The following is a 14545-nucleotide window of genomic DNA, read 5'->3' as shown; positions in this document are numbered from 1 at the left end:
ATCAACGAAGGGAGACGCATGACCGACGGCGGCTACGACATCATCGGTGACATCCACGGATGTGCCGAACAACTGGAAAAGCTGTTGCATACCTTGGGTTATCGACAGGACGGCCGAGGCGGCGAGTACCGCCATCCGCAGCGCCGGGCGGTGTTCGTCGGCGACCTCATCGACCGTGGCGCCGGGCAGGTGCGCACGCTTGAGGTGGTCAAGGCGATGGTGGACGGCGGCAGTGCGTACGCCGTGATGGGCAACCACGAATTCAACGCCCTGGCCTACCACACCGAGTCGCCGCCCGGCAGCGGCAAGTACCTGCGGGCGCACGACGACCCGGACGACCCGCGATCGGCGAAGAACACCGACCAGCATCAGGCGTTCCTGGAACAGGTCAGAGGCGCCGAGCGCAGTCATTACCTGCGGTGGTTCGCCACCCTGCCATTGTGGCTGGATCTCGGTGGCCTGCGCATCGTCCACGCATGCTGGCACGATGACTCGATCGCGGTGGTGGAACGTGAATGCGGTTCCAGCGCACCGTTTTCGGATGTCCGGCATCTCATCGCGGCGAGCACCCCGGGCGATCCGCTCTACACGGCGGTGGAGACGCTGTTGAAGGGTCCGGAGATCAGCTTGGTGGCGCACGGCCAGCAGCCGTTCAAGGACAAGGGCGGCCACCCGCGAAAGAGCGCCCGGTTGCGGTGGTGGAACGGGGACGCCCGCACGTTGCGCGAGCTGTCGGAGGTTGCGGGCAACTACACCACCGTCGACGACAAGCCCTATCCGCCGCTGCCCGACCTGGATGTGTCGGCTGTGAGTGCACCGCACCTCTACACCGCACAGGTTCCCGTGTTCTACGGCCACTACTGGCGCTCCGGTGAGCCCGAACGCGGAGGCGACTGGACCGATTACACCGCGTGCGTGGACTTCAGCGCGGTGATGGGCGGCTCGCTGACGGCGTACCGCTGGTCGGGTGAACCGACGATCCGTCCGGAGCACTACGTCGGGGTCCCGCCGCGGTCAGGCTCCGCTCACCCCAGCACCAACGACACGCCGCCGGCCCGCAATTCGTCGAACGAATAGCTCAGCTCACCGCGGCGTCCGACCGCGACGACGTAGCGGTCCTGGCCTTCGGTCACCTCGAAGGTGAATCCGAAGGTGCACCGGAATCGACCACCTCGACCGTCCTCCAGGTATGTGGTGGTGAGGATTTCGCCCTTGCCGTTCTTCACCGTCACCGGCGTTCCGGGGTTGACGTCGGAGTAGCCGCCCGCCCCCACACACGACGAGCCGTCGACCTCGATGGCCGGCGAGTACCGGTTCGGATCCTCGTCGTTGAGCGTGAAACTGCCCGTGATGGTCGCCGTCTCCAGCACGTGGAAGCCCTCGACGAACTGCGGGCAGAAGTACTGCACCGCAACCTCGTCGGCCGGCATTCCCTGCTGCGGGCCGCCGCCCTCCAGCGCCCGGCACACCTGCTTGCCGTGGGCGACGGCGTTCGCATCGGAGTTGAACTCCCCCGCGAAACCCGACTGTTCGAGCGCCACGAGGTAGCGGTCGTCGACGGTCGTGCGGTCGCGGTTGACGTACGCGTACGCGCCCACCCCGGCGCCGGCGATCGCCAGCACGGCCAGCACCGCGGCGGCCACGATCCAGCCGCGCCGCCCGCGGCGGCCTGCCGACACCGGGAGATGGTCAACGCCGGCCGGTTCCAGCTGGTGCCTGCCCATCGGGTCCAACGCCTCGACACCGCCGTCGCGAATGAGGTCGGTGGGTTGGCCACCGACGAAGTAGCGACCCTCGTGCCGACCCGTCGGGTCGGGCTGCCAGCCGCCTCCCGTCCCGCCGGAGTAGGCGGATTCGTGCCAGGTGCCCGCGATGTTCACCGCACCGCAGGAGTGGCATCGCATCGCGTCGGTGAGTGCACCGCCGCAGAACACACAGAAGCCCATCCGTCCCACCTACTTCCGGTACGCCGTGGTGCCTTCAACACCGAACAGCGTGCTCACGAACTTCGCGAAACAGTCGTCGACGCCCAACCCGTTCGCATCGCACCACCCATTCGCCTCCGCGGGCGACAGTTTCGGCGTCCCCACCACCGTCACCCAGAAGTCGTCCGAGTCGAAGGTACTCCACTGCGCCGAGGACACCAGGCGCGCGCCGCTGTACTTCGCCCTCAGGTCGTAGTGATCGCGCAGTACGTCGGCGCTGGTGATCGTCGCCCCGTCGACGACCAGACCGGCCTTCTTCGCACTGATCTGGGGCACCCATCGGTTCGCGATCGATGCGGACACATACCCGTAGTCGGCATCGCGCAACTCACGCAGCACCGCCTCGGCGACACCGTCGATGCTGCCGTGCTCGGGTTCGGCGACTGCGTGGGCGACCAACCGGTCCGAGCCTGAGGACACCGTCGCCGTGGTGGCGTCAGCCTGTTCACCGGGGTGGAACACCAGTTGCGGAGCGCCGGAGAACATCTCGGTGGTGCGCCAGTACATGCCCGCCGGGAACACCAGCGTGCGCCGCGCGGTCTCGCCCGGCTTCATGGTCAGCGGCGCCGCGGAGAAGTCGAAGATCCCGGCCGCGATATCCCGTTCGCCGTCGGCGACGGTGATCCTCGCTGACGGTGCGGCCTCGGTGTCGCCTCCCGCGCAGCGCGATATGAACGCGGCGTCGACGGTCATCCCGTCGCCGGTCATGTCCACCGACTCGGCCTGAACCAGCGGCGGCGTCGTGCAGGAGGGCACCATGCCGGCCGGATCCACCGTCCCCGCACCGAAACCCCCGGGTTGCGGGACGGCGACGTCGTCGCCGGACGACCCTGCCATCAAGACGGTGACGGCCACGGCCGCCGCGATCACCACGACCGTCGCGACGGCCCCGCCGATCAGCAGACCGCGACGTCGTGGGCGACGCTCGACCTCCACGGGGTCGTCGTCGGGAAAGGCCACAGCGCCGATCGGGGACCCGCACTGCCCGCAGAATTTGTAGTGCCACGCGTTGAGGTGCCCTTGCGGGCAGACCACCATCGGCGCGCCGTCGAATCCATCACTCATCGTTCATTCCCCACCGGCCGAACACTCGCGCCGCGATCCCGGCGCTCCCCCGCGTCTGCACGACATTTGCCTGACGGCAGTCGCTTCGACCCCATGTCACGATGATGCGCTCGCCCACCGACAAAGGGAATCGGGGATACCCCGCGTTGGCCCGGCGACCGAACATCAGTTGCCCGGTCAGCCACTTCAGCCACATTCGTCACGCTCAACCCCCGTCAGCGCGACGAAGACGGCGACCGGGCCGAGAATCCCCGATTCCCCCTGGCGCAGGACAACCGCATTGTCACTGCAATCACTACTGTCGTCGGCGAGGTCCGCGACGTTACGGCCGCGCCGAAATTCGTTCCCGGATACTTGCGTCCGCAAAATTAGCTGTGTCAGTCACTCGGCCATGGTTGGGCACTGTCGGCCGACGGCGCTAGGATGCCCAGCACAGGCAGGGTCCTCGGTCGGCAGGTTCGTTTGCTACCGGCCGTCGACCTCAGGTCCGCGACGAGGAAGGCAGAGCGATGTTCGCACGACGTGCCGCCTCCGCGGGGATCGCGGCTGTCGCTGCCGTCGGACTCGCCGCACCCGCCTCGGCTTCGCCGGAGGATGCCGTGTTCCTCGACCGGCTGCAGAAGGTGGGAATCACCAGTTCCAACCCGTACGCGACGATCTATGACGCCTACGCCGTGTGCCGCGAACTTGATCGCGGCACCTCGCCCACTCAGGTCGTCGGCTTCGTGTTGGGCGACAATCCCGACCTCGACTGGGAAGCCGCCGCGGACTACGTCGTGCTCGCGAACATGACGTACTGCCCGCCCGTGTGAGCCGACCTACTTGACCGGCTCCTGCCCCCAGTCCGCGAGGACTTCGGCGGTGTGCTCCCCGAGCCGGGGCGCGCCGCCGCGGACCCGACCGGGTGTGCGCGAAAAGCCGGTGGGCACACCGGGAAAGCGCACCGGGCCGTGCCCGGTCTGCACGGTCTCGAAGAATCCGACCGCGTCGAGGTGCGGATCGGTGAACAGGTCGCCGGTGCTGCGCAGCGGTGAGGCCGGGATGCCGAGTTCGTCGAACAGCGCCAGCCACTCGGCGGTGGTCCGCTCGCGCAGTGCGTCGCCGATCAGGCCGTAGACGGTGTCGATGTCGGCGGCGCGGCCCGCCATGGTCGCGTACCGGTCGGTGGCCCAGGCGGGCTTCACCGCGTCGATGAACGCCTGCCACTGCTTGTCGTTGTAGATCAGCGCGGCGAGGTGCCCGTCGCTGGTCTGGTAGGGCCGGCGGTTGCGCGCGACGGTGCGGGGGTACAGCGCAGGGCCCAGGGGCGGGTCGAACATGGCGCCGTTGGCGTGTTCGACCAACATGAACGCCGCCATGGTCTCGAACATCGGCACTTCGACCTCCTGGCCCTCGCCGGTGCGCTCGCGGTGGAACAGCGCCATCATGGTCGCGTTCACCGCGGTCAGCCCGCAGATCTTGTCGGCCATGATCGAACCGACGTAACCCGCTGTGCCCGTGAGCTCTTCCTGCACCGCGGCCAGTCCGCACTCGGCCTGGATGGTGTCGTCGTAGGCGGGCCGGGCGGCATAGGGTCCGGTGCGGCCGTAGCCGTAACAGTTGGTGTAGACGATCGACGGGTTGAGGTCGGCGACCGCCGCGTAGTCGAAGCCGAGCTTGGCGATCGCAGCGGCGCGCATCGAATGGATGAACACGTCGGCGCGCGCGACAAGCGTACGCAGGGCGTCCTTTCCGGCGTCGGTCTGCAGGTCGAGCACGACGCTGCGCTTGCCGCGGTTGACGTTGGTGAACACGCCACTCAGGCCAGGTTCCGGCCCGACGGAGATGTAGCGGGCGTTATCCCCCTGTGGCGCCTCGACTTTGACGACGTCGGCGCCCATGTCGGCCATGATCTGGGTGCAGTACGGCCCCGCGACGACGGCGGTCAGGTCGACGACTTTCACTCCGGACAGCGGTCCCGCAGATGGCATGGCGGGAACCTTACGCACGGTCGGTCTGGCAGCGAAACGGGCGTCGCGCGCTCAGTGGAACGCCGGAGAACATGGGGTGTCTTCTTTTTCTTGCGTCATCATTTGTTGACGGCCACCCGAGGGGTACTCAGCCCCCGCACACCACCTTGGGGATCGGGTCGTAGCGCACGGTGTGGGATTCGGTGCGGATGTCCCCGGTGACGATGTCGCGCAGCGTGCGGGTGTCGGTGATGGTGAAACCGGGCGCGCCGCCGCTGGCGCTGCAGGATTCACCGGCGGGGATCGTGATGGTGCGGGGGCTGGTCGGCTTCGAGCGGGGACTCTGTGCCGAGGACACCTCGTAGCGTTTGATCCCCACCAGCTGCACGGTGATCGCCGACGACGTCCATGTGGTCTGGATCTGCACCGGCGTCGGCCCGTCGTTGCGGAATTTCACGTCGATCTCGTCGCCGAACACGGTGGCCTCGCGGCCTGCCGGATAGCGGCTGATGTAGTAGCTGTGCTCCTGGTGCTCGACGAGATCCATGCCCGCGAAGTACGCGGCGTTGAACAGGGTGGTGGCGACCTGGGACACCCCACCGCCGACGCCGGTGTCCGGGCGGCCGTTGAGGATGATGCCGGACTCGACGTATCCGTTGGCCGCGGTGCGCGGGTTGGTGGCGCCGTTGAGGCTGAACGTCTCCCCCGGCGCGACGACGATGCCGTCGATCGCCTCGGCGGCACGTTTGATGTTGCGTCCGGAGGCACCGGAGAATCCGGAGGTCTGGAACTCGCCGATGACCTCGACAGGGCCGAGCTTCGCGATGTCCTCGGTGGTGAACGTCGCGGCGTCGTCGACGTAGACCGCCGCGATCTCACGGTCGTCGGTGCTGGTGAGCACATCCATGACGTCGTTGAGGGTCTCGCCGTAGTCGATGCGACGGCCGTCTTCGGACGGCACCTTCGCCGGCGGGGACACGGCGAAGTCGAGGGTGGCGTCGCGCCGCGGTGTCTCGGAGTCGGCGAGTTGGGGCCGTGCGGCGTCGACGATGACGTTCTCGTCGACGGTGGCCAGGATGTCGCCGTCCTCGACGTCGAAGGTCATGGCCGCGGCGATGACGTCCTCGTCGACGGTCGCGCGGGTGTCGTCGTCGCCGGTGATGACCAGCGGTGCCGAGACCGCCGGGGCGGCGACGTCGTCGATGGCCTCCTGGACGTCGGACGCCGTTGTGGCGGGCTCGGGTTCGACGATCGGCAGGTCGATGGTGCGGCCGGTGGCCCAGTCGCGTTTGAGCAGGTCTGCGGAGGTGTCGACGTCGAGGCGGAGTCCGTTCTCGGGGTCGACCGCGACGGGTTCGCGCCCGTCGAACCGCACGGTTCCTTCGACCGGATCCTTCGCGATGGTCTCGTCGAGTCGGTCGAGGGCGGCGGTGAGCGCGTCGTCGTCGGCGGTGGAGACGACGCCGATCTCGCGGGTCTCGAACAGTGACGTGAGCCGGGTGATCGGGTTCACCGGTTGGGCGCCGGATTGTTCGACGGTCGCGCGCCAGTCGACGGTCAGACCGGCTGATGCCGGATCGATCTCGTCGCGGGCCGGACCGGCGGTGACGGGGATCGGACGCGTCGCGCGCGGGCTGACCTCAGCGCGCAGGCGGTCCTCGGCGTCGGTCAGGGTGAGCCCGCCGATCGGGACACCGGCGGCCGTAACGCCTCGGACGACCCGGTCTTTGCTGTACAGCAGATCACCGATGTAGGCGACGGCCAGCAGCGCGAACGGCGCGGCGATCAGGGTCCACAGAAGCCGCCGGCGACGGGGACGTGCCGGCCCGGCGGGTGCGGTCGCCGTGATGACCTTTGGTTGCGCTCGGTCGGCGCGCATGGCATTCGTTCCTTAACACATCGATGGAGCTGCCTGCCCTCGACGGCATACAGCGCACTTCGCCAGGGTACCGATTCGTCCTCGACGGTGCCGGGCCGCGACCTGGCTACAGGCGTCTCCAAGGCCCTCGGTCGCTCGCGTGCGCCCCTTTGCTGAGCGAGTCGGTGCAGCCTGGGGCGGGTATACCCGCATCGGTATTGCAGGAGCACCCCAGACCGCGGGGCCCTGTCGACGTCGACGTGGGGTGTCCCACCGTGGGATCTGGCGATGACGTTCGGGGTCCGCGCGTCGATGGTGTCGCGTGAGTGACGAACGTGTCGGAGCACGGGATTACTCTGGCTTCAGCTCACGAGCGGACGACTGTTCGGGTACCTGGCCCGTCGTCCCGGCAACCGCGCGACCACCGCACGGTGCCCCAGGGGAAGAGCGGGCACGCGGTGCGTGCAAGCGGTGGACGCCCGAATGCGGCGTCGCCAGAAACGGCGAACGATGTCAGAGCAACCTATTACCGAACTGTCCGTGCACATTCCGTGCGGCGGGCTGCGCGGGCCCGTTCAACTGCGCGGGCGACGCTACGCACCCGGGGAGGTGCGGTGGCAGTCCTGCAGCGATGAGGTGCGTCCCGTCCGATGGGCGGACTCCGACGTCTCCCGGGAGTGCGACCTGTGCGTCATCTGCCTCCGGGCGACAGCCGGCGGCCGGTCGCGCTGGTCGTGGCTGGCCTGCGAGAACTGCCGGGCCGTCAACTCAGCAGTCGAGACCGGCTGGGGAATCCGCCCGTTCGCCCTAGGCCGGCACAGCGTCATGAACGGGATCACCGTGCGGTGCGGCGCCCCGCGCCATATCCGACAGCAGCAGATCGAGCGGGTGGCGTGGTTCGCGGACGGTTTCGGCCGGCTGCGGGAATGGCGCAACGACGAGTTCGCGCGGTTGGCACGCAGATTCGATCCCGAGGCCGATGTTCCGCTGCGGTTATGGCAGCAGGAGTGGCCGCCGGGTCCGCGCGCCTCGCGGGATGCCTTCGCCCGCGTGATCGGCCCGGAATTCGTGCCGCCACCGCTGTAGCGACAAGGCTGCCGATCAGCGCAGCGGCTGCGAGGCCCCTCGCCCGCCAGAAAGCCGTCGGGAACCGCGTGCCACACCCCGCCGCACCGGGCACACTCGGGGCGTGGTGGAGTTGCTGATCGCGCGGAACCCCGACGACGGATCCCGGCTGCACTATTTGATGCGCCTGCCGCAGCCCGGCGGCGACCTGCTGTTTCGCACGTCGGACACCTGGCCGCGGGTCAAGGCCCTGTACTGCCACCCGGTCGGTCTTGACGAATGGCCCGATGATCCGGAGATCGTCGAACGGATCCCGCTGCGGTCCTGCCAACGCCGGGGCGCCTCGATCGACGTGATCGCCCAGCGGGGCCGCGAGAACCGCTCCCAAGTGGTGTTCACCACCGCACGGGGCCGCGACGCGGTGTTCTGGCAGTCACCGCGCACCCGTAAGCAGGCCCGCCCGAATGTGCGCACGCCCACCGCGCGCGCTCAAGGCCTGGAGCAGTTGCACATCCTCGTCGACACCCACGAGCGGTACGCCTACCGGTTCGCCACCCAGCAGAGCATCACCGTGCCCAGGCCCCTGCCGTGCGGTGATTACGGCCTGGAGGTCGACGGTGCGCTGGTCGCCAGCGTCGAACGCAAATCCCTGGCCGATCTGGTGACCAGCCTGACCACCGGCCGGCTGCGCTATCAGGTCGCCGATCTGGCGGCACTGCCGCGGGCGGCGATCGTTGTCGAGGACCGCTACTCGCAACTGTTCAAACTCGACCGGGTCCGTCCCGCCGTGGTCGCCGACGGGCTGGCCGAATTGCAGGTCCGGTGGCACAGCGTACCGATCGTGTTCTGCGAGACCCGCCCCCTGGCCGAAGAGTGGACCTACCGCTTCCTGGCCGCCGCCCATGCCTGGGCGGTCACTGAAGCTGCTGCGCTGCAGCGTATTTCGCCGGTACGCATCGACGTCGCCGTGCAGGCTCCGACGGACAGCCCAAGCACCGCCGACGTGCGCGCCTGGGCCCGCTCCGCAGGGTTACCGGTTCCCGGTCGCGGCCGGCTGCGCCCTGAGGTCTGGCAGGCATGGCGCGACGCTCACCCGGAGTGAGCTCGGCCCAGTGCGCCATCCGGGCGATTGCCGCTCCCGGCCACTCCTGTCACGGCGTACGATATCTGTGATATCAGGAGGTCAATAGGATGGCTGACGTGTTGATCCGAGGGCTGTCGGAGGCAGCGGTGGCGCATATCGATGCCGCCGCAGCGGCGCAGGGCTTATCGCGACAGGAGTACCTCCGGCGGCGCTTCGAGGCCGAACGTCCGCGCAGCGACTCCGGCGGTCGGTTGACGATCGACGATTTGCGTCGCGCGTCGGCTGCGGCCTCCGACCTCGACGACCCCGAGGCGATGGACGGCGCGTGGCACTGAGGCCATGGCTGATCGACAAGTCGGCATACACGCGGCTCGCTGTGTCACCTGACGTCGAACTCTGGATGGAGCGCATCGACCGCGGGCTGGTGCGCATCAGCACGGTCACGCGTCTTGAGATCGGCTATTCGTTTCGCACAGCGGAGCAGGCACGTTCCGAGGTCGCTTCGCCGCCGTTGACACTCATGCCCATCGAGTACATGACACCGACCGTCGAAGATCGCGCCCGGGAAGTACAACTCACCCTCGCCGACCGCGGCAAGCACCGCGCACCATCGATTCCCGACCTACTCGTCGCCGCCACAGCAGAGCAGGCCGGATTGACCGTCCTCCACCTCGACAAGGACTTCGACCTGATTGCCGGCACCACCGGACAACCAGTCGAGGCGCTGCGAATGGGGTGACCCCGCACTCACATCCGCGAGTACCGCGTCAACGCGAACTGGTAGAGCCCGTAGGCGGCGAACCCCGCCGCCGCCACGAGCAGCAGTACCTGCCCGAACTGCGCCCTCCCGACCGCCTCGACGGCGGCGTCCAGACCGGTGGCCCGGCTCGGGTCACGCAGGAACGACGCGCCGATCACCGACAGTCCGGCCGCGATCAGCACCACGCCCTCGGCGACGTGTCCACACACACCGAGGACGGTGAGCAGCCGTCCACCCGGCACCGTGAGGTCGCCGTAGAACTTCCGCCACGCACCCTTGTAGACGAAGTAGGCGCCGAACGCGCCGATGGCGAGGCCGATGGCCACCAGGACGGCCTTGCCCTCGCCGGTCTGCATCAATCGGGCGCTCAGACCCTCGGCCCGCTCGGTGCCCTTTCTCCCCACGCCGAGCGCGAACTGCGCGGCGGTGAACGCCAGCGCCAGATACACCAGTGCCAGCCCGAAGGCCTTGAGCCGGTTGATGAGTGGAGCGTCGCGCAAGTGGGCGTAGCTGTGCTCGCCGGGATGCAGACCCACCACCGTCTCGGCGAGCCGCCACATCGCGAGTGCGACGAGTCCGAGAGCGACGACCCACAGCGACGTCGCTCCGCCCCGCTGCTCGGCGAGGGTGGCCAGCGCGCCGGTCTGGTCGGCTTCGCCGGCGAAGCCGAACGCGATCCTCGCGATGATGTAGGCGATCAGCAGATGCAGCAGACCGTTGACGGGGTAGCCGGCGCGCGCGATCCATTCCACGGTGCGGCTACCGGTGGCCCGGTTGACCGCGCCCTTGAAACTCATGTCCTGGTGACCAGGTCCCGCCGCAACACCGACGTCAGTTACCCCGCGTCCCTGCTCCCGAAACCGGGAGCCCCGTTCTACGCCGCGACGGTCTGCGACGCCTCGCCGGCCGCCAGCGTCGGCAGTCGCACGCTGAGCTCGTCGATGGTGATCGCGCCCCCGGAGTAGAAGTTCAGGAAAGCGAAGGACGATGTCACGATCTGCACCGTCAGCGTCTGCCCCGGCGCGAGCGTGTGCGCGACCTGCTCCAGCGGGACGGTCACGGTGTGGGTCTGCCCGTCGAGCTGGACGGGAATGGGCGTGGTGTGATTGCCGAGCACGAGTCCGGTCTCGTCGTCGACGATCTGCGCCCAGACGTGCTTGGCGGTGCCGGTGCCCGAATAGGTCAGCGTCACCTCCGGGGCGCCGACGACGTGCGTGGTCTCGGCGTCGTCGGGCGCGGTCACCGTCAGGTTCACCGCGTTGACGGCGGGCGCCCCGGACGGCAGGCCGAGCAGCGTGGCGATCAGACCGCGGGTGATGATCGACGGGTTGGGCCCCGAGCCGCCGACGAACGGGAAGTACAGCATCGACTGGTCCTCGGAGCGCTGCGCGGTGATCGGCGTCGGGTCCTGCGCCGCCGGGTAGGTGTCCGAGGAGTACCAGTCGCCGTGCTGGTCGACCCACTCGAACTGGGCGCCGGTGTCGATGTCCTCGCCCTTGACGTGGCGGTCGAGCCAGTCCAAAGTGCGGTCGACGACGAGGTCGCCGTTGTTGACGCTGCTCAGGCAGGCGCCGTGGCCGCCGCAGTACCAGACCACCTTCGTCGTGGTGCCGGCCGCGAGGAGCGCCCGGGCGTTCAGGTCGGCCTGCGACAGCGGCAGCAGCGTGTCGACGGTGCCCTGGACGAGCAGGGTCGGCGCGGTGATGTTGGCGAGACGGTCGGCGAAGTTCAGCGATTCGAACATGTCGAGGTCGGACTGCTGCACCTTGCCGGTCAGTACGCCGGCGATGGTGGCCGGCAGCACCCGCTCGTTGGGCCGCGACAAGGTCAGGATCAGCGCCGTGCTCAGGATGGTCCCCCACCCGTTGCGGACCGCGCCGTTCGGGAACAGGGAGTGGGCCAGGCTGTTCCACGCGATGGTCGGAACGATCGCATCGATACGGTGATCGATTGTCGCGGTGGACAATTGGATGCCACCGCCGTAGGAGGCGCCGACCATGCCGATCTTCGGGTCGCCGCCGACGGTCTGCACCTCGTCGAGGGTGGCGAGGTAGCTGATGATGTGCGAGACGTCGCGGCCCTCGAAGTCCGGGGACTGCAGTTGCATCCGGCCTTCGGAGCGCCATTCGCCGCGCGGGTCCCAGGTGACGACGTTGTAGCCTGCGGTGCGTGCGCGCCGATGCCGATGACGTCGTCGGGCAGCAGGCTGTCGACGTCGAGTTCGAGCGTGGTGGATCCGGGCAGCGACACCCCGGGGCCGTTGAGGATGGTCGGCGCGCTCTCGCCGGCCTGTAGTCCCTTGGCGGGCATGAAGTTGACGAAGATGCGGGTGCCGTCGAAGGAGGTGACGCGGAAGCTGCGCGCCCGCGGTGTTCCGGGTGGGGCGTCATGGTCGATCGGGAAGCCGAACACGGGGTGAAGGACGTCGCCGATGAGCGGGATGTTGTGCAGCAGACCGACCAGTGGGGTCATCACGAAGCGGCCGAACAGCGGGATCTGCTGGAGCCATTCCAGCGGCGGGGTCCATTCGGTGACGACGACGTCGGTCGGGATCTCGTACTGCGAGGCGTCGGCGGTGGCGGCCTGGTCACTGGACGGTTCCTGGGTGGCCTCTCGGCCCGCGGCGGCGACAGAGGTGAGCAGTGAGGTGACCGCGGGGGCGGCAGGGACTTCGGGGTCGGTGTCCTCGGCGACGGCCGTGGTGCGGGTGAGCCGCGCGGTGGTGACCTTGGAGGGCTTCGGTTCGTCCGGATCCTGCTCTGCCGCATCATCTTCGGTGACCAGCTCAGCGTCGGAGTCGTCGACGACGGTGTCCTCCTCGGTGGTTTCCTCGGCAGCGGTGTCATCATCAGATGACGCGGCGGTGGAGTCTGCCTCTGAGGCTTCCTCGGACGAATCGTCGGCGGTATTGCCGGTTGGTGCCGGGTCCGAGTCTTGGGTCGCGGACTTCAAGGACTGGGACGTCTCGGACTGCGACGACCCGGTGTCGTCGTCGGCCGCGGACGCACCTGCCCCGACCAGGACAGCGGCACCGATTCCCAGTGCGACCGCGAGACCGCCGACCCGACCCACATATGTACCTGCGCGCACAGGGATCATGCTTACCGGCTTCGAGGTGGCGGCTTGAGGTGTTCGGGAAATCGAGCGCGAGAATGCGGATTGATCAGGAGTGCAGGTCGTCGGCCAAAATCGCGGTGCGGACACCGAGTGCTTCATAGGTCCACCGCGCACGTGCGTCGCGGGTGAACAAGACGGCGCCACGTTCGCGCGCTGCGACCGCCACCAATGCGTCGTAGGTAGCGCCACCGGCGATACCCAGTCGAGCGAACTCGCGATGAGCGGCGCGTGCAGCACGAACTCCGAGCGGGAACGACTCGGCGAAATTCTCGTCGATCAGCATCGCGGCGTCGGCGGGTGCGACACGGGCATCACCGGGCAGTCGCGTGAGAACCGCATACGTCTCGGCCAGCGCATGCCCGCTGAGTCCGAGTACCCGCCCCTTCGCCCACCTCGCGACCGGGCCGTGGTTCTGATGCGAAGCGACGAGCAGTGGCACCGCGACGCTCGTATCGACTGCCGCGACGGACGCGGTCGTCACCGCCGACCGGAATCGATGATGGAGAACATCATCTCGTCGGTGACAGCGGTCTCCGCGCGGGCAACCAGGCGTCCGTCCTCATCCCGCTCCACCCGGGCGGTCCGACCACCAGGTAGCACCTGCAGACCGCCACCGTAAGCAGAGATGTCAACCTTCGAACCAGGCACTAAGCCCAACGCATCTCGTAGTTGCTTGGGCAGGACGATGCGACCGCCCGAGTCGATGACAGCTTCCATGGGATTATGGTACCAATCTAATCCCATTCATCGGTGCGGCGTGCTGACCACCCTGGCCTTCGCAGGGCACGAACGGGTGCGATCACCACCGGTGTCCGCAATAGGTGCAGTGCCACTTCTCGTCCTTCAGGCAACAACCACCCAAGTAAGACCAGGGCCCCCATTCCTCGGGGTCGTTGGGCATGCCGTACCCGATGTGCTGGGTGCGTCCGCCCCCGCACTGCGGGCATTCTGGGTGTTGGGCGAACTGGAATGCGACGAATGAGGTGAACCCGCCGTCGCGCATGCCGTGATGGCAGAAGCGGCACAGCAGGGCCGGCCAGTCGGTGGCCGACTCGCGGGTCAACGACATGTGGGGTCGTCGACGGCCGGGACCGTCCGGGGCGCGAAACGGCGAGGGCGGATCGGGGCGCAGTAGCGGATCCGCAGTGTGGACATGAATGTTGTCGCGGGCGTCGTCGCCGCGCAGGTCGATCGGGTCTCCGCAGGCGTGGCAGTACCCGTTGAAGGCCAACAGGTTCCGTGCCGCCACCATCGAGGAGTGGCCCCACCGATTCCGGGGTCGGCCGTGGACCGGGCTTTCGTGCAACGCAAGGATTACCCGTTCGGCGGCGGCGCCGTCGAGTCGCCAGGTCGTGAAGGCGTCGTCGAGGTCGAGCAGCATCGCCAGGGTGACCAGGTCGACCACGTCGGCGCGATGCCGGCGCGTGTCCAGCAAGGCGGTGTCGAGGCCGCCGTCGTCGCCGATGCGGGCCAGCACAGTGAGGACGGAGACCGGGTCGGTGCCGAGCACAAGCATCGCGTAGTCGCCCGGGCGGGCTTCACCAAAGGCGTACCGCCACGGCAGGTAGGGCGAGTCCGACTCCAGGATCGTGATGACGCCGGCCTTCCAGTCGGCGGCTTCCAGGACGTGGAGGCGGTGGTGGATCGTTTGCGACACAAGCC

At 68.3% G+C, this 14545-nt stretch carries 14 protein-coding genes, 1 pseudogene and 1 riboswitch; of the genes and pseudogenes, 6 read left to right on the top strand and 9 right to left on the bottom strand.

Features of this window, described 5'->3' with window-relative positions:
- Positions 1–18 precede the first annotated feature (18 nt).
- Positions 19–1077, top strand: a complete 1059-nt coding sequence (locus DYE23_RS05020; protein WP_011896004.1) for a metallophosphoesterase — start codon at positions 19–21, stop codon at positions 1075–1077.
- Here the strand turns inward: DYE23_RS05020 and DYE23_RS05015 are convergent.
- Both DYE23_RS05015 and DYE23_RS05010 read right to left on the bottom strand, forming a co-directional pair.
- A complete protein-coding gene (locus tag DYE23_RS05015; protein ID WP_115326670.1) occupies positions 1026–1946 on the bottom strand; it encodes a DUF732 domain-containing protein in 921 nt (306 codons plus the stop codon). The two genes, DYE23_RS05020 and DYE23_RS05015, sit on opposite strands and share 52 nt — an antisense overlap.
- Positions 1947–1955: 9 nt before the next feature.
- On the bottom strand, positions 1956–3050 hold the full coding sequence (locus DYE23_RS05010) for a hypothetical protein (protein WP_115326669.1): 1095 nt from the start codon (positions 3048–3050) through the stop codon (positions 1956–1958).
- A 509-nt stretch (positions 3051–3559) separates the two neighbouring features.
- Here DYE23_RS05010 and DYE23_RS05000 point away from each other — a divergent pair.
- Positions 3560–3862 carry a DUF732 domain-containing protein gene (locus DYE23_RS05000; RefSeq protein ID WP_099962499.1) on the top strand — a complete coding sequence of 101 codons (303 nt, stop codon included), beginning with the start codon at positions 3560–3562 and terminating at the stop codon, positions 3860–3862.
- Positions 3863–3868: 6 nt separating this feature from the next.
- Here DYE23_RS05000 and DYE23_RS04995 read toward each other — a convergent pair whose 3' ends face one another.
- On the bottom strand, positions 3869–5020 hold the full coding sequence (locus DYE23_RS04995; protein ID WP_099962498.1) for a CaiB/BaiF CoA transferase family protein: 1152 nt from the start codon (positions 5018–5020) through the stop codon (positions 3869–3871).
- Between the two features lie 127 nt (positions 5021–5147).
- On the bottom strand, positions 5148–6878 hold the full coding sequence (locus DYE23_RS04990; RefSeq protein ID WP_115326668.1) for a VanW family protein: 1731 nt from the start codon (positions 6876–6878) through the stop codon (positions 5148–5150).
- A 344-nt stretch (positions 6879–7222) separates the two neighbouring features.
- A riboswitch (SAM riboswitch) is annotated at positions 7223–7334 on the top strand.
- Positions 7335–7397: 63 nt separating this feature from the next.
- Between DYE23_RS04990 and DYE23_RS04985 the strand changes: the two genes are divergently transcribed.
- The 4 genes from DYE23_RS04985 to DYE23_RS04970 all read left to right on the top strand — a co-directional run bounded on the left by DYE23_RS04985 (position 7398) and on the right by DYE23_RS04970 (position 9745).
- Complete coding sequence (locus DYE23_RS04985) at positions 7398–7943, top strand: hypothetical protein (protein WP_235660335.1); 546 nt, start codon at positions 7398–7400, stop codon at positions 7941–7943.
- A gap of 103 nt (positions 7944–8046) precedes the next feature.
- On the top strand, positions 8047–9024 hold the full coding sequence (locus tag DYE23_RS04980) for an ERCC4 domain-containing protein (protein ID WP_115326667.1): 978 nt from the start codon (positions 8047–8049) through the stop codon (positions 9022–9024).
- Positions 9025–9113: 89 nt separating this feature from the next.
- Positions 9114–9341 (top strand): type II toxin-antitoxin system VapB family antitoxin, encoded by a 228-nt coding sequence (gene vapB, locus DYE23_RS04975; RefSeq protein WP_041800407.1) that lies wholly within the window; start codon positions 9114–9116, stop codon positions 9339–9341.
- A complete protein-coding gene (locus tag DYE23_RS04970) occupies positions 9332–9745 on the top strand; it encodes a PIN domain nuclease (protein ID WP_115326666.1) in 414 nt (137 codons plus the stop codon). The genes vapB and DYE23_RS04970 overlap by 10 nt, the downstream gene beginning before the upstream one ends.
- Before the next feature lie 8 nt (positions 9746–9753).
- On the opposite strand, the gene DYE23_RS04965 is transcribed toward DYE23_RS04970, so the two are convergent.
- From DYE23_RS04965 to DYE23_RS31245, 5 genes and pseudogenes are all read right to left on the bottom strand, one after another.
- Positions 9754–10563, bottom strand: a complete 810-nt coding sequence (locus tag DYE23_RS04965) for a DUF1206 domain-containing protein (RefSeq protein WP_115326665.1) — start codon at positions 10561–10563, stop codon at positions 9754–9756.
- A gap of 77 nt (positions 10564–10640) precedes the next feature.
- Positions 10641–12865 (bottom strand): annotated as a pseudogene (locus DYE23_RS04960) (S15 peptidase family protein).
- Between the two features lie 64 nt (positions 12866–12929).
- The gene (locus tag DYE23_RS04955; RefSeq protein WP_115326664.1) at positions 12930–13364 is read right to left on the bottom strand and encodes a PIN domain-containing protein; all 435 of its coding nucleotides are present in this window, start codon (positions 13362–13364) and stop codon (positions 12930–12932) included.
- On the bottom strand, positions 13361–13600 hold the full coding sequence (locus DYE23_RS04950) for an AbrB/MazE/SpoVT family DNA-binding domain-containing protein (RefSeq protein WP_115326663.1): 240 nt from the start codon (positions 13598–13600) through the stop codon (positions 13361–13363). Before DYE23_RS04950 ends, DYE23_RS04955 begins: the two co-directional genes overlap by 4 nt.
- An 82-nt stretch (positions 13601–13682) precedes the next feature.
- Positions 13683–14540, bottom strand: a complete 858-nt coding sequence (locus DYE23_RS31245) for a hypothetical protein (RefSeq protein ID WP_235660334.1) — start codon at positions 14538–14540, stop codon at positions 13683–13685.
- Positions 14541–14545: the final 5 nt, after the last annotated feature.

This window comes from Mycolicibacterium gilvum (genome assembly GCF_900454025.1).
GTDB classification, from domain to species: domain Bacteria; phylum Actinomycetota; class Actinomycetes; order Mycobacteriales; family Mycobacteriaceae; genus Mycobacterium; species Mycobacterium gilvum.
Note: the sequence above shows the minus strand (reverse complement) of the source record. Positions and strands in the feature narration are given on the sequence as shown.

What these genes read in the sequence shown, in the direction of transcription:
- DYE23_RS05010 (WP_115326669.1), bottom strand. Translation starts at nt 3,050, where the DNA reads ATGAGTGATGGATTCGACGGCGCGCCGATGGTGGTCTGCCCGCAAGGG.
- DYE23_RS04965 (WP_115326665.1), bottom strand. Translation starts at nt 10,563, where the DNA reads ATGAGTTTCAAGGGCGCGGTCAACCGGGCCACCGGTAGCCGCACCGTG.
- DYE23_RS04995 (WP_099962498.1), bottom strand. Translation starts at nt 5,020, where the DNA reads ATGCCATCTGCGGGACCGCTGTCCGGAGTGAAAGTCGTCGACCTGACC.
- vapB (WP_041800407.1), top strand. Translation starts at nt 9,114, where the DNA reads ATGGCTGACGTGTTGATCCGAGGGCTGTCGGAGGCAGCGGTGGCGCAT.
- DYE23_RS04950 (WP_115326663.1), bottom strand. Translation starts at nt 13,600, where the DNA reads ATGGAAGCTGTCATCGACTCGGGCGGTCGCATCGTCCTGCCCAAGCAA.
- DYE23_RS04990 (WP_115326668.1), bottom strand. Translation starts at nt 6,878, where the DNA reads ATGCGCGCCGACCGAGCGCAACCAAAGGTCATCACGGCGACCGCACCC.
- DYE23_RS05015 (WP_115326670.1), bottom strand. Translation starts at nt 1,946, where the DNA reads ATGGGCTTCTGTGTGTTCTGCGGCGGTGCACTCACCGACGCGATGCGA.
- DYE23_RS05000 (WP_099962499.1), top strand. Translation starts at nt 3,560, where the DNA reads ATGTTCGCACGACGTGCCGCCTCCGCGGGGATCGCGGCTGTCGCTGCC.
- DYE23_RS05020 (WP_011896004.1), top strand. Translation starts at nt 19, where the DNA reads ATGACCGACGGCGGCTACGACATCATCGGTGACATCCACGGATGTGCC.